This is a genomic window from Solimonas flava DSM 18980 (assembly GCF_000426685.1).
GTDB classification, from domain to species: domain Bacteria; phylum Pseudomonadota; class Gammaproteobacteria; order Nevskiales; family Nevskiaceae; genus Solimonas; species Solimonas flava.
Genome location: NZ_AUFV01000007.1, coordinates 333,920 through 357,174 on the forward strand (window position 1 = coordinate 333,920; position 23,255 = coordinate 357,174).

General features: G+C 70.6%; 15 protein-coding genes. 10 read left to right on the plus strand and 5 right to left on the minus strand.

What is annotated here, in order from left to right:
* Positions 1-8: 8 nt before the first annotated feature.
* Both K343_RS0108925 and K343_RS0108930 read right to left on the minus strand, forming a co-directional pair.
* Entirely contained in the window at positions 9-824 is an 816-nt protein-coding gene (locus K343_RS0108925) for a hypothetical protein (RefSeq protein ID WP_028007776.1), read from the minus strand.
* Between the two features lie 3 nt (positions 825-827).
* Positions 828-2,147, minus strand: coding sequence for a M20/M25/M40 family metallo-hydrolase (locus tag K343_RS0108930; protein ID WP_028007777.1), 1,320 nt, complete (start codon positions 2,145-2,147; stop codon positions 828-830).
* Positions 2,148-2,383: 236 nt separating this feature from the next.
* On the opposite strand from K343_RS0108930, the gene K343_RS0108935 reads away from it, so the two are divergent.
* Positions 2,384-3,778, plus strand: a complete 1,395-nt coding sequence (locus tag K343_RS0108935) for an 8-oxoguanine deaminase (protein WP_028007778.1) — start codon at positions 2,384-2,386, stop codon at positions 3,776-3,778.
* An 80-nt stretch (positions 3,779-3,858) separates the two neighbouring features.
* Here the strand turns inward: K343_RS0108935 and K343_RS23345 are convergent, their stop codons facing one another.
* Positions 3,859-4,869, minus strand: a complete 1,011-nt coding sequence (locus K343_RS23345; RefSeq protein ID WP_084615785.1) for a cupin domain-containing protein — start codon at positions 4,867-4,869, stop codon at positions 3,859-3,861.
* A gap of 67 nt (positions 4,870-4,936) precedes the next feature.
* The gene (locus K343_RS0108945; protein ID WP_051278083.1) at positions 4,937-5,392 is read right to left on the minus strand and encodes an Lrp/AsnC ligand binding domain-containing protein; all 456 of its coding nucleotides are present in this window, start codon (positions 5,390-5,392) and stop codon (positions 4,937-4,939) included.
* A gap of 124 nt (positions 5,393-5,516) precedes the next feature.
* On the opposite strand from K343_RS0108945, the gene putA reads away from it, so the two are divergent.
* From putA to K343_RS0108975, 6 genes are all read left to right on the plus strand, one after another.
* Entirely contained in the window at positions 5,517-8,627 is a 3,111-nt protein-coding gene (putA, locus tag K343_RS0108950; protein WP_028007781.1) for a bifunctional proline dehydrogenase/L-glutamate gamma-semialdehyde dehydrogenase PutA, read from the plus strand.
* 221 nt (positions 8,628-8,848) lie between these two features.
* Entirely contained in the window at positions 8,849-10,612 is a 1,764-nt protein-coding gene (locus K343_RS0108955; RefSeq protein WP_245585152.1) for a DUF885 domain-containing protein, read from the plus strand.
* Positions 10,613-10,673: 61 nt separating this feature from the next.
* Positions 10,674-12,089, plus strand: coding sequence for an amino acid permease (locus K343_RS21510; protein ID WP_043112347.1), 1,416 nt, complete (start codon positions 10,674-10,676; stop codon positions 12,087-12,089).
* Positions 12,090-12,102: 13 nt separating this feature from the next.
* A complete protein-coding gene (locus tag K343_RS0108965) occupies positions 12,103-13,959 on the plus strand; it encodes an aminopeptidase P family protein (RefSeq protein WP_028007783.1) in 1,857 nt (618 codons plus the stop codon).
* Positions 13,960-14,005: 46 nt separating this feature from the next.
* Complete coding sequence (locus tag K343_RS0108970) at positions 14,006-16,306, plus strand: S9 family peptidase (protein WP_051278084.1); 2,301 nt, start codon at positions 14,006-14,008, stop codon at positions 16,304-16,306.
* A 71-nt stretch (positions 16,307-16,377) separates the two neighbouring features.
* Positions 16,378-16,728: an antibiotic biosynthesis monooxygenase family protein gene (locus K343_RS0108975; RefSeq protein WP_028007785.1), complete on the plus strand. Its 351-nt coding sequence runs from the start codon at positions 16,378-16,380 to the stop codon at positions 16,726-16,728.
* On the opposite strand, the gene K343_RS0108980 is transcribed toward K343_RS0108975, so the two are convergent.
* Positions 16,707-17,201 (minus strand): RDD family protein, encoded by a 495-nt coding sequence (locus tag K343_RS0108980; protein ID WP_028007786.1) that lies wholly within the window; start codon positions 17,199-17,201, stop codon positions 16,707-16,709. The genes K343_RS0108975 and K343_RS0108980 overlap by 22 nt on opposite strands.
* A gap of 366 nt (positions 17,202-17,567) precedes the next feature.
* Between K343_RS0108980 and K343_RS0108985 the strand changes: the two genes are divergently transcribed.
* The 3 genes from K343_RS0108985 to K343_RS0108995 are packed head-to-tail and all read left to right on the plus strand — an operon-like array spanning position 17,568 to position 23,254.
* The gene (locus K343_RS0108985) at positions 17,568-18,905 is read left to right on the plus strand and encodes a DUF1329 domain-containing protein (RefSeq protein WP_245585153.1); all 1,338 of its coding nucleotides are present in this window, start codon (positions 17,568-17,570) and stop codon (positions 18,903-18,905) included.
* A 28-nt stretch (positions 18,906-18,933) separates the two neighbouring features.
* On the plus strand, positions 18,934-20,856 hold the full coding sequence (locus tag K343_RS0108990; RefSeq protein ID WP_051278085.1) for a DUF1302 domain-containing protein: 1,923 nt from the start codon (positions 18,934-18,936) through the stop codon (positions 20,854-20,856).
* Positions 20,857-20,893: 37 nt separating this feature from the next.
* The gene (locus K343_RS0108995) at positions 20,894-23,254 is read left to right on the plus strand and encodes an efflux RND transporter permease subunit (RefSeq protein WP_028007789.1); all 2,361 of its coding nucleotides are present in this window, start codon (positions 20,894-20,896) and stop codon (positions 23,252-23,254) included.
* Position 23,255 lies beyond the last annotated feature (1 nt).

Consider the following 23,255-nt stretch of genomic DNA (forward strand, 5'->3'; position numbering starts at 1 on the left):
CCCGGGTTTCAGTCGCCGCGCGTGCCGGGCGCGGCGAGGAAATCGAGCAGCGTGTCCGGCATGCCGTCGACTGGTTGCGGCGGCGGCGTTTCGGCGCGCAGCCGCAGGTACAGCGCGGCGCACGCGGCGAGCGCCGTGCGCACGGCGGCGGCGTCGTAGCCGGCGACGGTCGGCAGCAGGCGTTCACGCAGCGCCGGCACGAAGTCGAGATGGCGGACGCCGCGCTGCCGCTCGCCGGCGTGGCGGCGCAGCAGCGGGCCGAGCACCTGCTCGCGCAGATGCGCGAGCATGCCGAGCGCTTCGAACAGCTCGCCGCGGTGCAGCTTGATCGCGCCGTAGTGCAGCCAGATCCAGACGCGGTCCTCGAACCACTGCGGATCGCGCTCCGGCCAGTGCACGCGGGCGGCGGCCAGCATCGCGGCGAGCGACGCCGGATCGCGCGCCCACAGCACGGCCGGCGTTTCGACCAGCGCATCGAGCATTGCGGCGGTGACGAACTTCAGATCGACATGAATCAGTGGTGGACCATAGAGGCAGATCAGCAGGCGCGGCTCGCCGACGTGCTCGCCGCTGAAGGCGCTGAGCAGCGGCCCGGCGCGGCCGGCGATCGCGCGGCGCTCGGCCATCACCGCCGGGTAGTCCGCGTCGCGCACGACGACGACAAGGTCGAGGTCGGAATGCGCGTCGAGCGCGCCGTGCGCGAGCGAGCCGCCGCCGAGCGCGGCGTCGAGGCGCGGATCGGCCCGCAGGCTGGCGAGCAGTGCCTGCAAGGTCTGCGCGTGCAGCGGCGGCAGCGCGGCGGCGAGGTCGTCTGCTGCGGACATGGCTCAGCGCGCCTCGCGGCTGAGGCGCGTCATCAGCAGCGCGGCGCGCTGGGCCTGGCGCGGCAGCGACGACAGATCGGCGGTTTCTTGCGCGGCGTGGCTGCCGCTGCCGGCGATGCCGAGGCCGACCAGGCCGTCGGTGTCGGCGGCGACGAACGAAATGTCGCCGGCGCCGCGCTGCAGCGGATCGAGCTCGCCCATCGCCGGCAGGCCGAGGTCACGGTTGACGAGATTGAGCTGCGCGAGCAGCGCGCGGTTGCCGGCGGTCGGCGGCATCGGCGGATAGCTTTCCTCGAACTCGATCTGCGCGTCGGTGCCCGGCAGATGCGCGGCGACGATCGCCTGCATCTTGTCGCGCACGCGCGCGGTCTGCTCGGGCGTGAGGGTGCGAAAGTCGCCGCGCGCGACGGCGAGCGGCGCAACGATGTTGGTCTTGCCGGCGGCGGCGACGCGCACGCCCTCGGCATCGAGCTCGGCACTCTGGCCGCCGCCGATCAGGCCGACGTTGAAGGTCAGGCTCGGCTCCGGCAGCTGGGTGCGGAAGGCATCGAGGATGCGCGCCAGCTCGAAGATCGCGCCGTCGCCGACCTTCGCCGAAAAGATGCCGGAGCTGTGCGCCGATTTGCCGCGCGTGCTCAGCGTCCACGAATTCGACGAGCGCCGCGCGATCGCGCCGATGTCGGCGCCGTTGTCCTGCGACAGGTTCTCGAAATCGAGCGCGACGTCGGCGCGCCTGCCGGCCGCGATCAGGTCGGCGCGGGCGAGCGCGGTCGGCTGGCCGACGCTTTCCTCGTCGCCGGTGAGCACGACCTCGATGCTGGCGTCCTTCAGCGTGCCGGCCGCCTGCATCGCGCGCAGCGCCGCGAGCATGACGACGATGCCGCCCTTGTTGTCGGTGACGCCGGGGCCGCGCGCGCGGTCGCCGTCGCGCTCGAAGCGCTGGAACGGCGAATCCGGCTCGAACACGGTGTCGAGGTGGCCGATCAGCAGCAGGCGCTTGCCGCCCTTGCGGCCGGCGTGCGTGGCGATCAGGTGCCCGGCGCGGCCGGTCTGCGGCAGCGGCTGCCACTGCACGCTGAAGCCGAGCGCCTCGAACTCCGGCCGCAGCATCGCGGCGACGCGCGTGACGCCGTCGAGGTTGTGGGTGCCGCTGTTCTGGTTGACCAGCGCTTCGAGCAACTGCAGCGCGCGCGCCTGCCCGGCGTCGACGCTGGCGACCATCGTCCGTTCGGCGGCCGACAGCGCGGCGTATGCCGGCGTGGTCGCGGTGAGCGACAGGCCGAGCGACAGGCAAAGTGCGGGCAGCAGGAGCGTGCGGGACATGAGCGAGGCGGCAAGTTGCGCAGGGGAGACGCGACTTTACGGCAGCGCGCGCGACGCTGTCGCGCGGCGCGAACGACACGCGGCGCACGATCGTGTCTTGCGCCGCGCCGCCCGGCGGCATGGCCGGAAATCTTGCGCCGGTACGCCGTGTCGCGGCGCGCCGGCCGGCCGCGGCGCCGAGGCGTGCCGCGCGTGCGACATATACCTTTGAACGATGGTCCTGACGGAGTTGAATCTTGACGAAGTTGCTGCTGACGGGCGCTGACGTGCTCGTGACCCATGACGATGCCGGCCGCGAGATCCGCGACGGTGCGGCCTTCCTGCGCGACGGCTGGATCGAGCAGATCGGCACCGGCCGCGAACTCGATGCCTGGATCGCCGAGGCGCCGGCCGAGCGCACCCCGGATCGCCGCTTCGATCTGGCCGGCTGCGTGCTGATGCCGGGCCTCATCAACGGCCATCATCATCTCTACCAGACGCTGACGCGCAGCGTCGGCACCGCCGGCGGCCTGGTGCTGTTCGACTGGCTCAAGAAGCTCTATCCGATCTGGGGGCGCATGGACCCGGAGGCGGTCTATCTGAGCGCCAAGCTCGGCCTTTGCGAACTGCTGCTGTCAGGCGCGACCACCGTCGCCGATCATCTCTACATGTTTCCCAACGGCGCGCGGCTCGACGACGAGATCCGCGCCGCCGCCGAACTCGGCGTGCGCTTCCATCCGACGCGCGGCTCGATGAGCGTCGGCGAGAGCCACGGTGGCCTGCCGCCGGACCGGCTGGTCGAGGACGAGGACGCGATCCTCGCCGACTGCGAGCGCGTGATCGGCCGCTTTCACGATCCGGCGCCGGGCTCGATGCTGCGCATCGGTCTGGCGCCGTGCTCGCCGTTCTCGGTCAGCGGCGAGCTGATGCGCGAGAGCGCGCGTCTGGCGCGCCGCCACCGCCACGTGCGCCTGCACACGCACCTCGGCGAAACGATCGACGAGGATCGCTACTGCCTGGAGAAATTCGGCATGCGCCCGGTCGACTACGCCGAGTCGGTCGAATGGCTCGGCGACGACGTCTGGTTCGCGCACATGGTGCATCCGAGCGACGGCGACATCGCCCGGATGGCGCACACCTGCAGCGGCGTCTGCCACTGCCCGAGCAGCAACATGATCCTGGCGTCCGGCATCGCGCCGATCCGGCAGATGGTCGACGCCGGCGTGCGCGTCGGCCTCGGCGTCGACGGCTCGGCGAGCAACGACGGCAATCACCTGCTCGGCGAGGCGCGCCAGACGATGCTGCTGCAGCGCGTCGGCTGGCCCGGTTTCGAGTCGCGCGCCGACCGCATGTCGGCGCGCGAGGCGCTGCGCCTGGCGACGCGCGGCGGCGCGTCGATTCTCGGCCGCGACGAGCTCGGCAGCCTCGAAGCCGGCAAGGCCGCGGATCTCGTCGCGTTCCGCGTCGACGGCCTGCAGCACGCCGGTGGCCAGTCGGACCCGGTCGCCTCGCTGCTGACCTGCGCGCCGGCGAGCGCCTGGCTGTCGGTCATCAGCGGCCGCGTCGTCGTCGAGGACGGCCAGATCGTCGGCGTCGATCTGCGCGAGCTGGTCGCGCGCCACAACCGCGCCGCGGCGAAGCTGTTGGACTGAATCGGGCACGGCGGGCGATGCGGCGGCCGGCCCGCCGCCGTATCGCGCAGCCGCCGGCTCCGCGTCCGGGCCGGAACGTGCTACTCGACGCGCACGTAGTCGTCGGGGCTGAACGCGGGCAGCGTCACGGCGTAGAAGTCGAGGCCCTCATGCGCGCTCGCGTCCAGCGCGTGCTTCACGCCGGGCTTGATGACGACGACGCTGCCGGCCGCGACCGCCGAGCGCGCGCCGTCGAGTTCGACCGTGCCGCGGCCGGAGACGATCAGGAAGAATTCCTCGCCGACGCGGTTGTAGCTGCGTCCGGTGCTCTTGCCCGGCGCCAGCGTGAAGCGCGCGACGCTGTAGTCGGCGCTGCGCGCGTGCGCCTGCCGGCCGATCAGCTCGCGCAGCGTCACGCCGGCGGCGATCTCGACCGCCGCGACGTCGGCCGTGGCGAAGACGGTCGGCGACGGTGCCGGCACGGCGGCGGTGCCCGTGGCGGCTTGCGGCGCCTCCGCGAATTCGGCGCGCGTCAGCGCGGCGACGCGCGGCGCCTGCGCCGGATAGGCGCTCTGCAGCGCGTCGCGATAGCCGGGCTCGTAGTCCGCGTAGTCGAAGCCGGGCGCCAGCGAGCAGCCGAACAGCGTGTACGCGTCCGCCGCGTCGCGCAGCGGCCGCGCGCCCATCCAGGTGCCGGCCGGCACCGTGTACTGCGGCCGCTGCCCGCCGAGCACGTCCGGGCCCATGACGACGAGTTCGCTGGTGCCGTCGGCGCGCAGCAGCAGCAGTTCGAGCGGATCGCCGGCGTACCAGTGCCAGGTTTCGTCGATGCGCAGCCGGTGCAGCGCCGAGAAATCGCGGCGCGTCACCAGCGCGTAGATCGAGCTGCCGAGATCGCGCGTCGCCGCGCCGTAGCGTTCCGGCAGCGCCGTGCCGGGCAGCCGCACCGCGGAGCGCCAGCCGGGCGCGAACCACGCGCCCTCGTCCGGGATCTTTTCCATCTTCAGCTTGGCGATCAGTGCGTCGGCGGTCATGGTCGTTTCGGTCGCGAAGGCGGCGCCGGACAGGGCGAGGCAGAGCAGGGCCGCGGGCAGGGCGGAGAAGGCGCGCATGGGGTGGGCGAGTCGGTGGGCGATGTGCCGGGACGGCAAGTTTCGCGCCAGCGCCGGCCGCAGATCTTCAGATCGGCAGCGCCACCGTCGACTTCACTTCCTCGAGCACGGCATAGGTTCGCGTCTCGCGCACGCCGGGCATGTTGACGAGCGTGGCGCCGAGGAAATCGCGGTAGGCGGCCATGTCCTGCACGCGCGCCTTGATGAGGTAGTCGAAGCCGCCGGCGACCATGTGGCATTCGAGGATTTCCGGCGTGCTGCGGACCGCGGCGGCGAAGGCCTCGAAGACGTCGCCGGTCGTCCGGTCGAGCAGGATCTCGACGAAGATCAGCAGCGCGCGGTCGAGTTTTTCCGGATCGAGCAGGGCGGTGAAGCCGGTGATGTAGCCGCGCTCGCGCAGGCGCTTGAAGCGCTCGTGGCAGGCGGCCGGCGACAGATTGCAGCGCTGCGCGAGGTCCTGGTTGGTGATGCGCCCGTCGCTTTGCAGCGCGCGCAGCAGGCGGCGGTCGGTTTCGTCGATCATGGCCGAATCATCGTTCGATAATGACAGCGATCCTTATATTCGTCTTCGGCAAGCCTCGTCAAAATACCAAGCACATTCGGCGATGCCATGAATACGATGTGGATTCTTCATTGAATCAGAAGCCATGTCGCCGTCCGTGCCCCTGTCCGCCGATCTGGCCGCCGCGAGAAGTCGCCTGCCGGGCCTTTATCGCCGCGCCGAACCCGAGCTGCTCGCCGAACTGCTGCCGGCCGCGCGCCTGAGCGCCGAGGCGGCGGCGCGGGCCCGCGCCGAGGCCGGCGCGCTGCTGGCCCGCCTGCGCGATCCGCGCCACGGCGGCTGGATCGACCGCTTCCTGCAGCAGTACCCGCTGAACACCGCCGAGGGCGTCGCGCTGCTGGCGCTGGCCGAGGCCTATCTGCGCGTGCCGGACGCGGTGACCGCCGACGCCCTGATCCGCGACAAGCTGGCCGGCGGCGACTGGGCCGCGCAGCGCGGCGCGTCGGATTCGTTCCTCGTCAATCGCGCCACCGACGCGCTGGCGACGGCGCGGGCGCTGCTCGGCGACGGTCCGCAGGCGGGCGCGCTGCGGCGCGCCGTCGCGCGGCTCGGCGAGCCGGCCGTGCGGCAGGGCGTCGCCGTGGCGATGAAGATCATGGGCGAGCAGTTCGTGCTCGGTCGCGACATCGGCGAGGCGCTGCGCACGGCGCGACGCAAGGACAACGCGCGCTTTCGCTACTCGTTCGACATGCTCGGCGAGGCGGCGCGCACGCGCGACGACGCACAGCGCTACTTCGAGGCCTACCGGCGCGCGATCGACGCCGTCGGTGCCGCCGCACACGCGGATCGCGAGCTGCCGGCGCGCGACAGCGTGTCGGTGAAGCTGTCGGCGCTGCACTGCCGTTACGAGGTCTTCCACGCCGCCGAGGCGGTGCCGGAGCTGACGGCCAGGGTCGTCGAGCTGGCGCGCGCGGCATCGGCGCGCGGCATCGGTCTGACGATCGACGCCGAGGAGAGCGAGCGTCTGGAGATGTCGCTCGACATCGTCGCCGCCGTCGCCGCCGATCCGGCGCTCGCCGGCTGGGACGGCCTCGGTCTAGCGGTGCAGGCCTACCAGCGCCGCGCACGCGCCGTCATCGACTGGGCCGATGCGCTCGGCGCGGCGACGCGGCGCCGGCTCACCGTGCGCCTCGTCAAGGGCGCGTACTGGGACAGCGAGATCAAGCGCGCGCAGGAACGCGGCCTGCCGGACTATCCGCTGTTCACGCGCAAGGCGGCGACCGACGTCAGCTATCTGGCCTGCGCGAAGGCGATGCTCGCCTCGCCGCATCTCTATCCGGCGTTCGCCACGCACAACGCGCTGAGCGTCGCGACCATTCTCGAATGGGCCGGCGCACGCCGCGACTTCGAGTTCCAGCGCCTGCACGGCATGGGCGTCGGTCTCTACGAAGCGCTGATCGACGAACGCGGCTACGCGGCGCGCGTCTACGCCCCGGTCGGCGGCCATCGCGAGCTGCTCGCGTATCTGGTGCGCCGCCTGCTCGAAAACGGCGCCAACAGCAGCTTCGTGCACCAGCTCGCCGATCGCGCGCTCGACGACGATCAGCTGCTCGCCGATCCGGTCGCCGCCGTCGAGGCGGCGCAGCTCCAGCCCAATCCCGGAATTCCCATGCCCCTGCAGATCTTCGGCACCCGCCGCAATTCGTCCGGACTTGATCTGTCCGACGCCGCCACCCTCGACGCGCTGCAGGCGGCGATGCGCACGGCCTGGGCGCGGCCGTGGCGCGCGGCGCCGTGGATCGGCGCGGCGCGGCGCGACGGCGCTGCACAGGCGTTGCGCGATCCGGCCGACAGCGGACGCGTCGTCGGTGAAGTGGTGGCGGCGACGCCGGCCGACGTCGCCGACGCCGTTGCCCTGGCGGCGCGCGCGCAGCCCGCCTGGGACGCGACGCCGGTCGAGGCGCGCGCGGCCTGTCTCGAACGCGCGGCGGACCTGCTCGAACATGAGCGCGAGACGCTGATGGCGCTCGCCGTGCGCGAGGCCGGCAAGAGCGTGCCCGATGCGCTCGCCGAGGTGCGCGAGGCGGTCGATTTCTGCCGCTACTACGCGCAGCAGGCGCGCGCGCAGTTCGCGCAGCAGGCGCTGCCGGGGCCGACCGGCGAGCGCAACGAGCTGCGTCTGGCCGGACGCGGTGTGTTCGCCTGCATCAGTCCGTGGAATTTTCCGCTGGCGATCTTCATCGGTCAGGTCGCCGCGGCGCTGGTCGCCGGCAACACGGTTGTCGCCAAGCCGGCGCCGCAGACGCCGCTGATCGCCGCGGAAGCCGTGCGCCTGCTGCGCGAGGCGGGCGTGCCGGCCGATGCGATCCATCTCGTGCCGGGCGGCCCGGAGGTCGGCGCGGCGCTGGTCGCCGAGCGCCGCGTCGCCGGCGTCGCCTTCACCGGCTCGACCGCGACCGCGCGCCGCATCGCGCGCACGCTGCTCGACGACGAGACGCGGCCGCTGGTGCCGCTGATCGCCGAGACCGGCGGCCTCAACGCGATGTTCGTCGACTCCACCGCGCTGCCGGAGCAGGTCGTCGCCGACGTGCTGGTGTCGGCGTTCCAGAGCGCCGGCCAGCGCTGCTCGGCGCTGCGCCTGCTGTGCCTGCAGGACGACATCGCCGACACCGTGCTCGACATGCTGCGCGGCGCGATGGCGGCGCTGGCGATCGGCGATCCGGCGCAGCCGGCGACCGACGTCGGGCCAGTGATCGACGCTGCCGCGCAGGCGCGCCTGCTCGCGCATCTCGACGCGCAGCGCGAGCGCATCGTCGCGCAGTGCGCGCTGCCGGCCGGCTGCGAGCGCGGCCACTTCGTGCCGCCGACGGTGATCCTGCTCGACGCGGTCGAGGATCTGCGCGACGAGGTGTTCGGCCCGGTGCTGCACGTCGTGCGCTGGCAGGCCGGCGAGCTCGCGCAGATGGTCGAGCGCGTCAACGCCAGCGGCTACGGCCTGACGATGGGTCTGCACAGCCGCCGTTCGGGCGCGCTCGATGAGGTTCGCGCTCACGCGCGGGTCGGCAACCTGTACGTGAACCGCACCATGATCGGCGCCGTCGTCGGCAGCCAGCCGTTCGGCGGCGAGGGCCTGTCCGGCACCGGGCCGAAGGCCGGCGGTCCGCACTATCTGCTGCGCTTCGCGACCGAGCGGACGCTGTCGGTCGATACCACCTCGGCCGGCGGCAACGCTGCGCTGCTGAGCCTCGACGCCTGAGGACGCGTACGCTGTAATGCAAGATCGCGCAGGAATTCCACGTCCGTCATGGTGTGGCGCATAGCGGCGAAGCCATCCGGTCCGGGCCCGGTCCGGGGCCCGGTCCGGCGGCGCCAGCGGATTGCCTCCTGCGAGGGGCTGGGCTGCGCTACGCACGTCATGACGAAAGTGGGCGCAGGACTTCCGCCTGTGACGCGCACGGAAAAAAGAAGAACGCGAGCATGCTGATAAAGATCGTCTGCTGTTGGTTGCTGACCATGGCGTGGGTCGCCGCCGCGTACGCCGCGCCGCCGCCGTCGCTGCAGGCCGCCGTGCAGGCCTACGAGGCCGCCGACTGCGTGCGCGACGAGGACGAGGACAGCCCGGACGCCGCCGAGCCCGGCCGCCGCCAGCTGCCCGACGTGAGCCCTGCCGCCGAGCGTGCCTGCACGGCGACGCTGCGCGAGGTCGACGCGGCGCTCGCGACGATCGAGCCGGCGGCGCTGTCGGCCGACGAGCGCCTCACGCACGAACTGCTGCGCTGGACGATCGCCGGCTGGCTCGATGCCTTGCCGTTCGACGAAGCGCGCTTGCCGTTCAACAGCGACGGCGGCTTCGACGTGACGCTGCTGTATCGCGCCAGTCAGCCGCTCGCCGACGAAAAGAGGGCGCAAGCCTGGCTGCAGCTGCTGTCCGAAGTGCCGCGCTGGTACGCGCAGAACATCGCCAACGCGCGGCGCGGCATCAAGACCGGTTTCGTGCAGCCGCAGCCGACCGCCGAGGCGGTGCTGAAGCGCGCGCGCAGCGCCGCGGCGTTGGGCCCTGACGACGATCCGCTGCTGGCGCCGCTGCGCGCGCTGCCGGCGAGCCTGTCCGAGGCGCGGCGCGCCGAACTGCTGGCGCAGGGCGAGAAGCTCGTGCGCGACGGCGTACAGCCGGCGCGGCGCGACTTCGCGCGCTTCATGGCGCGCGAGTACCTGCCGCACGCGGCGCAGAGTCTGGCCGCGTCCGATCTGCCGGACGGCCGCGCGTACTACGCCTTTCTCGTGCGTCGCCATACGACGACCGATCTGACGCCTGATCAGGTCCATGACATCGGCCTGCAGGAAGTCGCGCGCATTCGCGCCGAGATGGAACGGACGATGCGCGAGGCCGGTTTCGACGGCACGCTCGCCGCGTTCATCGCCTGGCTGCGCCATGAGCCGCGCTTCTACGCGACGTCGCGCCAGCAGCTGCTCGAAAAGGCCTCCGAGATCGCCAAGCGCATCGACGGCGAGCTGCCGGCGCACTTCGGCACGCTGCCGCGCCTGACGTACGGCGTGCGCCCGGTGCCGGCCGAGATCGAGGACGGCTACACGACCGGCCGCTACTTCAGCGGCGATCCGCGCCAGCATCGCGCCGGCGGCCTGATGATCAACACCTCGCATCTCGAGCAGCGGCCGCTGTACGAGCTGCCGGCGCTGGTCCTGCACGAGGGCGTGCCCGGCCATCACCTGCAGGTGGCGCTGGCGCAGGAGCAGGCGGACGCGCCGAAGTTCCGCCGCAATCTCTACGTGACGACCTACGGCGAGGGCTGGGGCCTGTATGCCGAACGGCTCGGCGAAGCAATGGGCATCTACCGCGATCCTTACGAGCGCTTCGGACGGCTGTCGTACGAGATGTGGCGCGCCTGCCGGCTGGTCGCCGACACCGGCATCCACTGGAAGCACTGGACGCTGGACGAGGCGCGCGCCTGTTTCGCCGACAACACGGCGCTGTCGCCGCTGAACATCGAGGTCGAGCTGCAGCGCTACGTGTCGTGGCCGGGTCAGGCACTCGCGTACAAGATCGGCGAGCTGAAACTGGTCGAACTTCGCCGCAAGGCCGAAGGCGTGCTCGGCGATCGCTTCGACGAACGCGGCTTCCACGACGCGGTGCTGCTGCACGGCGCGCTGCCGCTGTCGGTGCTGGAGCGGCAGGTCGATGCCTGGATCGCGGCGCAGCAGGCGGCGCAGCCGAACGAATGATTCCTGCGGCCGCGCCGCGTCGGGGAGGGAGCCGCTTGTGAAGCAGAGGCAGGGGAGGCAGATGTCGTTCTGGAATCGTCGTCGACCGTGGGTGGCCGCGGCGGCGCAGCGTGCGGACGGCGCGTCGCAGCTGAAACGTTCGCTGTCCTGGCCGCATCTGGTCGCGCTCGGCGTCGGCGGCATCGTCGGCACCGGCATCTACACCTTGACCGGCGAGGCGGCGGCGCTGGCCGGGCCGGCGGCGATGCTGTCCTTCGTCATCGCCGGCATCGTCTGCGCCTGCGCGGCGCTGGCCTATGCCGAAATGTCGACGATGATCCCGGTCGCCGGCAGCGCCTACACCTACACGTACACGGTGATCGGCGAGGGCTGGGCGTGGATCGTCGGCTGGAGCCTGATCCTCGAATACACGCTGGTCTGTTCGGTGGTCGCCGTCGGCTGGGGCGGCTATGCGTCGGGGCTGATCCGCCAGGCGGGCTGGCCGGTGCCGGAGGTGCTGCTGACGGCGCCGGCGAATGGTGGCCTGGTCGATCTGCCGGCGGTGCTGATCGCGCTGGCCGTCGCCGGCCTGCTGACACTCGGCACGCGCGAAAGCGCGCGCATCAATCTCGTGCTGGTGCTGGTCAAGCTGGCGGCGCTGGCGGCGTTCGTCGCGCTGTGCCTGCCGGCCTTCGACGTCGCGCACTTCACGCCGTTCATGCCGCACGGTTTCGCCGCGCACGAGGTCGATGGCGTCAAGGTCGGCGTGATCGCCGCGGCCTCGATCATCTTCTTCGCGTTCTACGGCTTCGACACCATCTCGACGGCCTCCGAGGAAGCCGAGAATCCGGGCCGCGACCTGACGATCGGCATCGTCGGCTCGATGCTGCTGTGCACGCTGATCTACATGGCGGTCGCCGCCAGCGCGATCGGCGCGCAGCCGGTCGATACCTTCGCCGGCAGTGGTGAGCCGCTGGCGCAGATCCTGCGCGCGCTCGGCCATCCCGGTGCGGCGGTGGCGATCGGCGCGGCGGCGGTGATCGCGCTGCCGACCGTCATCATGGCCTTCATGTACGGCCAGAGCCGTGTCTTCTTCGCGATGGCGCGCGACGGTCTGCTGCCGCGCCGGCTCGCCGCCGTGCACGCCACGCGCGGCACACCGGTCGCGGTCACGGTGCTGACCGGCGTCATCGCCGCGACGCTCGCCGGCTTCATGCCGCTGGCGCGCATCGTCGCGCTCGCCAACGCCGGCACGCTGTGCGCGTTCATCGCCACCGCCGCGGCGATGGCGATCCTGCGCCTGCGCGAGCCGCAGCGGCCGCGCCGCTTCCGCACGCCGCTGTGGCCGCTGGTCGCGCTGCTCGCGATCGCCGGCTGCCTGTACCTGTTCGCCAGCCTGCCGGGCGAGACGATCCGCTTCTTCTTCGTCTGGAACGCGCTCGGCCTGGCCGTCTATCTGCTCTACGCGCGCCACCTCAGCCGGCTGGCGCCGATCTGAACCGGAGAACCCCATGAGCGCTTCCGTTCCGGCCCTGCCGGCGCTGGCCGCCGCCGAAGTCGACACCGCCGCCGCGCGCCTCGCAGCGCTGCGCGCGGCGATGGCGCGCCACAAGCTTGCCGCCTACGTGGTGCCGCACGACGACGAATACCGCAACGAATACCTGCCGCCGGCGCACGAGCGCCTGGCCTTCATCAGCGGCTTCACCGGCTCGGCCGGCGTCGCCGCGATCCTGCGTACGCAAGCGGCGCTGTTCGTCGACGGCCGCTACACGCTGCAGGCGCGGCATCAGGTCGATGCCGGCGCGTTCGAGCTCCTGCCGCTCGACGACGAGGCGGCGGCGCGCTACGTCGGCGAGCGGCTCGCCAGGGGCGAACGCATCGGCTTCGATCCGCGCCTGCACAGCGCGCGCGGCATGGCGGCGCTGCGTGCTGCTGCGTACCGCGCCGGCGGCGAGCTGGTGGCCGTCGACGAGAACCTCGTCGACACGGTCTGGGGCGCGGCGCGGCCGCCGCGCCGGCGCCATCCGGTCGAGCCGCAGCCGCCGGCGTTCTCCGGCGAGACCTCGGCCGCCAAGCGCGCGCGCCTCGCCGCGCAGCTGGCGGCCGGCGGGCTCGACGCGCTGCTGGTCGCCGCGCCGGCGTCGCTGGCCTGGCTGTTCAACGTGCGCGGCCGCGATGTGCCGCATACGCCGCTGGCGCTCGGCCGCGCGATCCTGCATCGCGACGGCCGCGCCGAGCTGTTCGTCGATGCCGCCGCGTGCGATCCGGCGCTGCGCGCCTGGCTCGGTGACGAAGTCAGCGTGCGCGAGGAAACGGCGCTCGCGAGCGCGCTGGCGGCGCTGTCCGGGCGCCGCGTGCTGGTCGACGGCGATCAGGCCTCGGCCTGGCTGGTCGACGCGCTGCGCGCGGCGCGCGCCGACATCGAGTTCGGCAGCGATCCGTGCGTGCTGCCGCGCGCCTGCAAGAACGCGGTCGAGATCGACGGCGCGCGTCGCGCGCATGAGCGCGACGGCCTGGCGCTGAGCCGCTTCCTGCACTGGTTCGACGGCGCGCTGCAGACGCGCGCGCCGGCCGCATGGCCGGACGAGCTGGAAATCGCCGCGCGCCTGCAGGCGTTCCGCGCCGCGAGCGGTCTGTGGCTCGATCATTCGTTCCCGACCATCGCCGCCGCCGGCGCCAACGCGGCGATCGTCCACTACCGGCCGCAGGCGCAGACCAATCGGCGCGTGCAGCCGGGCGAGTTCCTGCTGCTCGATTCGGGCGCGCAGTACCGCGACGGCACCACCGACGTCACGCGCACGATCGCCTGCGGCACGCCCGACGCGCGCATGCGGCGCCGCTACACGCTGGTGCTCAAGGGCCACATCGCGCTGGCGCGCGCCCGCTTCCCGGCCGGCACGCCGGGTTTCGCGCTCGACGCGCTGGCGCGCGCCGCGCTGTGGGCCGACGGCCTCGACTACGACCACGGCACCGGCCACGGCGTCGGCTCGTACCTGTCGGTGCACGAAGGCCCGCAGCGCATCGCCAAGGTCGGCAGCCTGGCGCCGCTGCGCGCCGGCATGATCGTCTCGAACGAGCCCGGCTATTACAGCGACGGCGGCGACGGCGGCCGCGCCTACGGCATTCGCATCGAGAACCTGGTGCTGGTCGGCGAGGCCTGCGCGGTCGACGGCGGCGAGCGGCCGATGCACGGCTTCGAGACGCTGACGCTGGCGCCGATCGACCGCCGCTGCATCGATGCGGCGCTGCTCGAAGCGGGCGAGCGCGCCTGGCTCGACGACTATCATGCGCGCGTGCGGCGCGCCTTCGCGGCCGACGCCGACGGCGATTTCGGCCGCTGGCTGGAGGCCGCCTGCGCGCCGCTGTGAATCGCGCCGCGGCGCGGACCTTAAAGAATCAGGAAGCGGAGCGGGAATGAAGTCTCGAATCCATGCGCGGCGCGGCCGCATCGGTCTGGCGCTGCTCGGCGCCCTGGCGCTGCTGTGCGGCGGCGCGGCGCGTGCCGAGTCGCTGACGCCGGAGCGTCTGTTCGCCGATCCCGACCTCAACGGTGCGAGCGCGCGCGGCGTGCAGCTGTCGCCGGACGGACGTGTCGTCGCTTACCTGAAGGCCAAGGATGACAACCAGAACGTGCTCGATCTGTGGGCGGTGAACGTCCGCGGCGGTCAGCCGTACCGTCTGGTCGACGCCGATGCGCTCGGCTCGCCCGACAAGCTGTTGTCCGAGGCCGAGAAGGCGCGCCGCGAGCGCCAGCGCGTCAGCCAGCGCGGCGTCGTCGACTATCGCTGGAGCGACGACGGCCGCTCGCTGCTGGTGCCGGTCGACGGCGATCTGTTCCTCGTCGACCGCGCGACGCGCACGCCGCGCCGTCTGACCGCGACGGCGGCCGACGAGATCGACGCCAAGCTCTCGCCGCGCGGCCGCTGGGTGTCGTTCGTGCGCGAGCAGAATCTCTATGTGATGCCGGCCGCCGGCGGCGAGGCGCGGGCGCTGACCAACGACGGCGGCGGCACGCTGTCGTGGGGCGTCGCCGAGTTCATCGCCCAGGAGGAGATGGACCGCAGCAGCGGCTACTGGTGGTCGCCGGACGAACGCCGCATCGCGCTGGCGCGCGTCGACGAGTCCGGCGTCGATCTGATCGATCGCCTCGACCTCGGGCCGCAGGGCACGACGATCGTGCAGCAGCGCTATCCGCGCGCCGGCCGGCCGAACGCGCGCGTCGAGCTTTACGTCGCCGATGTCGGCGACGGCCGGCGCACGGCGATCGACCTGCAGGCCGGGCTCGCGCCGGACGCCGAGCGCTATCTGGCGCGCGTCGCCTGGTCGCGCGACGGCCGCACGCTGTACGCGCAGCGCCAGACGCGCGACCAGCGCCGCCTCGACCTGCTCGCCTGCGCGCCGGACAGCGGCGCCTGCCGCGTGCTGCTGACCGAGACCTCGCCGCACTGGGTCGAGCTGAACGACGATTTCCGGCCGCTCGCCGACGGTCGCTTCCTGTGGTCCTCGGAGCGCTCCGGCTACCGCCATCTGTACCTGTACCGCGGCGACGGCACGCAGGAGCGCCAGATCACCGACGGCGACTGGCCGGTGAGCGCGCTGCTCGGCGTCGACGAGCGAGGCCAGCAGGCGTTCTTCCTGGCATCGAAGGACACGCCGCTGGAGCGGCAGGTCTGGCGCGTGTCGTACGCGCGCGGCGGCGCGCCGCAGGCGCTGACGCATGGCGCCGGCACCTGGAGCGCGAGCTTCGCCGGCGACGGCCGCAGTTTCGTCGGCACGTATTCCGATCCGGCGACGCCGCCGCGCACGGCGCTGTACGACGCCTTCGGCCGGCGTCTGCGCTGGATCGAGGAAAACCGTCTCGACGACGCGCATCCGTACGCGCCGTATCGCGATGCGCATCGCGTGCCGCAGTACGGCACGCTCGCCGCCGACGACGGCACGCCGCTGTACTACGCGCTGTCGACGCCGCCCGGTTTCGATCCGCGGCGTCGCTATCCGGCGATCGTGCTGGTCTACGGCGGGCCGCACGTGCAGAAGGTCAGGAAGGAATGGGGGCCGCTCGCCGACCAGCTCCTGCTGGCCGCCGGCTACGTGGTCTTCAAGCTCGACAACCGCGGCTCGGACAACCGCTCGGTCGCTTTCAAGACGGCGATCGACCGGCATCTGGGCACGGTCGAGGTGCGCGACCAGATGGTCGGCGTGCAGTACCTGAAATCGCTGCCCTACATCGCCGCCGACCGCATCGGCTACCAGGGCTGGAGCTACGGCGGCTTCATGACGCTGCGCATGCTGACCGAAGCCGGTGCCGGCATCCGCGCCGGTGCCGCCGGCGGTCCGCCGACCGACTTCTCGCTCTACGACACGCATTACACCGAGCGCTACATGGGCACGCCGGCCGACAACCCGGACGGCTATCGCGGCACCGACATCCTGCCGCGCCTGCCGGCGCTGTCGGGCCGTCTGCTGCTGGTGCACGGCATGGCCGACGACAACGTGCTGTTCGCCAATTCGACGCGCCTGATGGAGGCGCTGCAGCAGCGCGGCACGCCGTTCGAGCTGATGACCTATCCGGGTCAGCGCCACGGCATCCGCGGCAACGCCAAGCAGCTGCACCTGTGGCGCACCTACCTCGACTTCTTCGCGCGGGCGCTGGCGCCGCGCGCCGGCGAGGCGCCGCCGCCGGCTGCGGAGGCGGGCGCCGCGCCGCCACCGTGACGGGGCTTGACCTCAAGTTTGCTTGAGGTCCTAGGCTGCGCGCTCCTTTTGCGAGACGCAGGAGCCGATTCATGGAAACGCCATCGCCGGAACTGGAATCGCCGGAGCTGGAGACGCCGGCGCCGTTCATCGTCGTCAACACCTTCACGCTCAAGCGCGGCCAGCTCGACGCCTTCATCGCGGCGCAGCGCGACGGGCTGCTGGCGATGCGCGGGCGCATCGACGGCCTGCTCGGCAGCCGCCTGCATCGCGCGCTGGAGCGCGATCAGGCCTTGCTGGTCTCGGTGTTCGCGTCGCGCGCGGCTTTCGAGCGCTTTCGCGACGGGGAACTGTTCGCCGCGCACCGCGCGCGCCTGGCGCCGTTCATCGAACGCACCGAGCCGGTGTTCTACGCGCCGGCCTATGCGGCCGGTTCGGTCTGAACGGGCGCCGGCGTCTTCAGCTTGCGGATGACGATGGTCTCGGCGATGCGGTCGTGCACCGTCTGGCGGTTGTGGTGAATGAAGTACTGCCAGAAGCCGAAGCCGGCTTCGAGCATCGACGCCGCGTAGCCGAGGGCGCGTTCGATGCAGTGCCACAGCGACAGATGCTCGTGGCTGATCGAGATGACCTGGATGCCGAGCAGTTTCTTGCCCGGCGTCTGGCCGTGGCCCCAGTACGTCGTCAGGCCGAAGTAGGCGACGATGAAGATCAGGCCGCTGATGCTGCTGAACGGGCTGAAGCTGCCCTGGCCGTCGCCGATCCAGACTCTCCACAGCAGAGCGACGCTGGCGATGATGGTGAAGTCGATCAGCCAGGCCCATGCGCGGCGGCTGAAGCTCGCGAGCGGCGTGCCTTCCAGGCTGCGCGTGCGGTCGAGGGTGTGGGTGACGAAGGCGTTCGGGCGTTCGGACATGGGTGGGGCTTGCAGGTGAGCGAGGCGCCGAGAGCCTAGCCGGTCGCCGCCCCGCGCGTCACCGGGGCATCCCTCACTGGCGCCGCGCCGGCGCTGCCGCCGGGCGTCGCCCGGCGCGAGCGTCGCGCCGCGCGCCGTGCAACGGAACGCCGTCGGGGAAGCCCTGACGATGCCTGTCGGATGCCGTCCACGACCCCCGCCGGATGCTGGCGCCGCGTCGGAATTGCCCGCTGCAACAGCAACTTGCGGGCCGCTGCCGGCGTCGCGCTGGCGGCAAATGTCAAGCGCCGCGCAACGCCGAAACGTCACATTGCCGCCATCGTGTGGGGCTCCTGCGTAGGCCTCGCCGGGAACGGGAGAATCTTGATGAAATCGTTGAGCTTGATGATGGCGGCGGCGCTGTTGGCGCCGGCGGTGGCAATGGCGGCGGGCGATCTGACGCCGGTGGGCGCGGAAAAGGGCGCGAATGCCGACGGTAGCATTCCGGCCTGGACGGGCGGCGACCTGAAGCCGCCGGCCGGCTGGAAGCCGCTGACGCCGCGGCCCGATCCGTATGCGAGCGAGAAGCCGCTGTTCTCGATCAGCAAGGCCAATCTGGCGCAGTACAAGGCCAACCTCACGGCCGGCCAGATCGAGCTGCTGAACACGCTGCCGGGCTACCGCATCGACGTCTATCCGACGCACCGCAGCTGCGGCTATCCGGACTTCGTCTACCAGAATTCGCAGGAAAACCTGAAGACCGCCAAGGTCGCCGCCAACGGCTACGAACTGGCCGCCGCCAAGCCGGCCGGCTTTCCGTTCCCGCAGCCGAAGACCGGCGTCGAAGCGCTGTGGAACTACAAGCTGCGCTGGATGGGCGAGGGCCGCACCGAGCCGAACTACACGCTGCTGTCGCCGGGTCGCGGCGGTTCGGACTTCGTCAAGATCCGCATCGATTCGAGCATGCTGACGCCGTTCGGCAATCCGAAGGCCAAGTCGATCACCGACGTCGGCGGCGTCGAGTTCAAGTTCATCCAGGAAGTGACCGAACCGGCGGCGCGCACCGGCGAGATCACGCTCGGCATCTACTACCTCGACAAGATGAACGAGGGCTGGATCTACATGCCGGGCCAGCGCCGCGTGAAGCGTCTGTCGACCTATGCGTACGACGCGCCGCTGATGGGTCTGGAGAACACCTACTACGTCGACCAGGCGTGGATGTACAACGGCATGCTCGACCGCTACGACTACAAGCTGGTCGGCAAGAAGGAAATGTACGTGCCGTACAACACCTTCGCGCTGCGCGACAGGAAGCGTTTCACGCAGCAGACGATGTTCGGCCCGCAGTATCCGAACCGCGACGCCTACCGCTACGAGAAGCACCGCGTCTGGGTCGTCGAGGCCACCGTCAAGCCGGGCCAGCGCCACGCCGCGCCGAAGCGCACGTTCTATCTGGACGAGGACAGCTGGGTCATCCTGCTCGCCGACCTGTACGACGCGCAGGGCAAGATCTCGCGCGTCGAGGAAGGCTCGATCCTGCCGGCCTGGGAACTGGGTGCCTGCATCAATCAGGAATTCTTCAGCTACGACCTGAACAGCGGCCGCTACTTCGGCGACGTCATGGTGTTTGGCGAGAAGGAAACCGACTGGCTGGCGGCGGCGCAGGGCCGCATCAAGCCGGACATGTTCACCGAGTCCTACCTGCAGCGCGCCGGTTCGCGCTGATCGACGATCAACCTGGGGGCAGGGAGATATGAAGGCAAAGCAGATCCGCGGCATGACGGCGGGCGCGATGGGCGGAGCCGTGCGCTCCGCCGTCGCGGTCGCCGCCGCACTGAGCTTCGCGCCGCAGGCGCAGGCATTCCGCTTCGAGTACGGCGACTTCAAGGGCTCGTTCGACAGCGTGCTGTCGTACGGCCTGCAGGTCCGCACCGAATCGCCGGACTGCACGATCATCGCGCGCGACAGCGGCGGCTGCGCCAGCCTCACCGCGGACCTGCCGGAGGCCTCGGCTGACGTCTACCTGATCAACGCCGACGACGGCGACCAGAACTACAAGAAGGGCGACATCGTCTCGTCCGTGGTCAAGGGCCTGCACGAGTTCTTCATCAAGCAGCCGGACTGGGGCACGAGCATGCTCGTGCGCTATTCCGAGCTCTACGACTTCAAGATCGACGATACGCGCCGCACCGAGATCACCAAGGAAGGCAAGGACCTCGCGGTCCGCGATCACCGCTTCCTCGACGCCTGGGTCTCGCAGAATTTCACGATCTTCGACCGCAACGGCCGCATTCGCGTCGGCAATCAGGTGCTGACCTGGGGCGAGGGCATCTTCACGATCGGTGGCGTCAACACCATCAATGCCATCGACCTGCGCCGCATGCACACGCCCGGCACCCAGCTCAAGGAGCTGTATCGTCCGGCGCCGATGGTGTCGCTGTCGCTCGACGTGCTCGACGATCTGAGCATGGAAGCGTACTGGCAGTGGAAGTGGAATTCGTTCCAGCTCGACGCCGCCGGCACGTACTTCTCGTCGGCCGACGTCGCCGGCGAGGGCGCCGATCGCGCGCTGTATATCCCGACCTCGCAGGTCAACGCCGGCATCGCCGCGATTCCGGGCGGCACGCTGCTGCTCGGCCAGGCGCCGTACGGCACGCTCGGCGATCCGGGCGGTACCGGCCTGACGCGCGCGCAGCTGCAGAATCCGGATGTCGTCGTCGCACGGCTGGCCGATGCACTGAATCGCCCCGAGTGGCTGGTGCGCCTGGCGTACGGCGACCACGGTTCGGCGCTGCCGTACCAGGGTACTAAGGCCGGCAGCGACGACGGCCAGTGGGGCCTGTCGTTCCGCTACCGCCCGGAGTGGTTCGACGGTTCCTTCGGCTTCTACTACGTCGAGTTCAACGAGAAGGTTCCGTTCGTCTCGTACGTCGTCAACGACTCGCTGTCGAGCTACAACCCGGTGTCGGCCGGCTACCGCCTCGAATATCCCGACGATCGCCGCATGCTCGGCATGTCGGTGTCGACGACGCTCGGCGCCTGGGGCATCGGCGCCGAAGTCGCCTACCAGCCGAAGCAGGCGGTGATGATCGACACCTCGGTGCCGACCGGCAACATCGAAAACAGCGCGCCGTACGCCTGCGTCAACGGCGGCGGCGAAGCGGCCGGCAAGTACTGCAAGGGCTGGGTCGACGAGAAGAAGTGGCAGGCGACGATCAACGGCCTGCAGCTGATGTCGCCGGCCGACGGCATCGGCCGTTACATCCTCAAGGGCCTCGGCGCCTCGGAAGGCATGATCCTGCTCGAAGTGTCCGGCACCTACTACCCGGATCTGGAGCGCAAGGGCGGCATTCCGTGGTCGATGCCGTCGTACGGCCTGCCGGACAAGTTCTCGTGGGGCTACACGCTGTCGACCAACGTCTCGTATCCAAACGTGTTCAATCTCGGCTGGACCTTCATGCCGCAGATCGATCTGGCGCAGGGCGTCAACGGCAACTCGCCGAACGCGCTGCCGTGGCTCTCGGACACGATCGCCGACACGCTGTCGTTCAACTTCATCCGCCGCGGCAACCAGCTCAGCACCTCGCTGGCGTACACGCAGTACCACGGCGGCGGCAACTACAACCTGATCCGCGACCGCGACTTCGCCTCGTTCGCCATCACCTACTCGTTCTGATGTCGCTCCGCATGTTCGTTCACACCGGCGGTACGCCATGACCGGCTTCGTCGCCAGGCTCGAGCGCCTGCTGTTCGCGCATCGCGCCTTCGTCCTCATCGTCGCCGTCGTGCTGACGGTGCTGATGACGTTCGCCGCCGCCCAGCTCAGGATCTCGGCCGGTTTCGAGAAGATGCTGCCGCAGCATCACGAGTACATCGAGACCTTCGAGAAGTACCGCAACGAGCTGTTCGACGCCAACCGCGTCGTCATCGTCGTGCGGGCGCGCCACGGCGACCTGTGGACCGAACAGAACCTGCGCACCCTGCTGCAGGTGACCGACGCGGTCACCTACCTGGACGGCGTCAACCGCGGCAGCGTCATGTCGCTGTGGACGCCGAACGTCTTCTACAACGAAATCACCGAGGACGGTTTCCGCTCGGAGCCCCTGATCAGCGGCACGATCACGCCCGAAGCGCTGACCCCCGACGTGATCAACGAGATTCGCCATCGGGTCATCGCTGGCGGGTACGGCGGCCTGCTCGTCTCCAAGGATGGAGCGGGCGGGCTGGTCGTAGCCGAACTCAACGAGATCGATCCGCACAGCGGCGAACCGCTCGACTATATCGCCCTCGCGCATGCGCTCGAGGACAAGATCCGCAAGCCGTTCGAAAACGCCGACGTCGAGATCCAGATCATCGGCTTCTCGAAAGTGGTCGGCGACATCGCCGACGGCGCCAGCGGCGTGCTGGTGTTCTGCGGCATCGCGCTGCTGCTGACGGCGCTGGCGGTGTTCTGGTACTGCCGCTCGTGGACGCTGACGCTGCTGCCGGTCGGCTGTTCGCTGGTGTCGCTGATCTGGCAGTTCGGCACGCTGCACCTGCTCGGCTTCGGCCTCGATCCGCTCGCCATCCTGGTGCCGTTCCTGGTCTTCGCGATCGGCGTGTCGCACGGCGTGCAGCAGATCAACTTCATCACCCGCCAGATCGCCGCCGGCGACGACTCGCAGGCGGCGGCGCGGGCGAGCTTCAGCGGCCTGCTGATCCCGGGCTCGCTGGCGCTGGCCACGGCGCTGGTCAGCTTCGTGACGATGATGCTGGTGCCGATCCCGATGATCCGCGAGCTGGCGCTGACGGCGTCGATCGGCGTCGGCTACAAGATCGCCACCAACCTCGTGCTGCTGCCGATCGCCGCCTCGTACTTCCGCTTCACGCGGGACTACGCCGAGCGCGCGCTGGCGCGCCGCGAGCAGCGTTCGGTGCTGATGCAGAAGATCGCCCGCGTCGCCGAGCCGCGCAACGCAGTGATCGTCACGCTGCTGACGCTCGGCGTGTTCATCGCCGCCGTCGTGCTGAGCCACGGCCGCCACATCGGCAGCCTGCAGCCGGGCGCCGCGGAGCTGCGGCCCGATGCACGCTACAACCTCGATTCGGTATCGGTCGCCGAGCACTTCGACATCGGCCTCGATTGGCTGACGGTCGTGGTCGAGGCGCCGGCCGATTCCTGCGAGAACAGCGACCTGTTCCGCTATGTCGACGAGTTCGGCTGGGAGATGAGCCGCGAACCCGGCGTGGTCTCGGTCGAGTCGGCGGCGACGATGGCCAAGCTCTACAACGCCGGCTTCAACGAAGGCCAGCTGAAGATGGCGGCGATCCCGCGCGACGGACGCACGCTCGGCTACATCCTGCACCAGTTCCAGCAGAGCCGCGGCATCCGCAACGGCGACTGCAGCGTGCTCGCCGTCAACCTCTATCTCGCCGACCACAAGGCGACGACGATCAAGAACATCGTCGCCAGGGTCAAGGAATTCCGCAGCGCGCATCCGTTCGAGGGCGCGACGCTGCGCCTGGCCAGCGGCAACGTCGGCGTCGAGGCGGCGACCAACGAGGTGCTCGAGGAAAGCGAGCTGCCGATGATGCTGTACGTCTACGCAGCGATCCTGATCCTGGTGTTCCTGGCCTACCGCGACTGGCGCGCGATGATCGCCTGCTGCCTGCCGCTGACGGTGGCGACCTTCATCGGCTACGCGTTCATGAAGGCCTGCGACATCGGCCTGACGATCTCGACGCTGCCGGTGATGGTGCTCGCGGTCGGCGTCGGCGTCGACTACGCGTTCTACATCTACAACCGCCTGCAGTGGCATCTCGCGCACGGGCTCGACATCGTCAAGGCCTTCGAGCAGGCGCTGTCGGAGACCGGCGTGGCGACGGTGTTCACGGCGATCACGCTGTCGGTCGGCGTCGCCACCTGGTCGTTCTCGGCGCTCAAGTTCCAGGCCGACATGGGCAAGCTGCTGACCTTCATGTTCATGGTCAACATGCTGATGGCGATCACCGCGCTGCCGGCCTTCGCGGTCGTGCTCGAACGCCTGTTCCCGCGCCGCAAGCCGGTGCGCGTGCCGGGCCTGATGCAGCACTGAC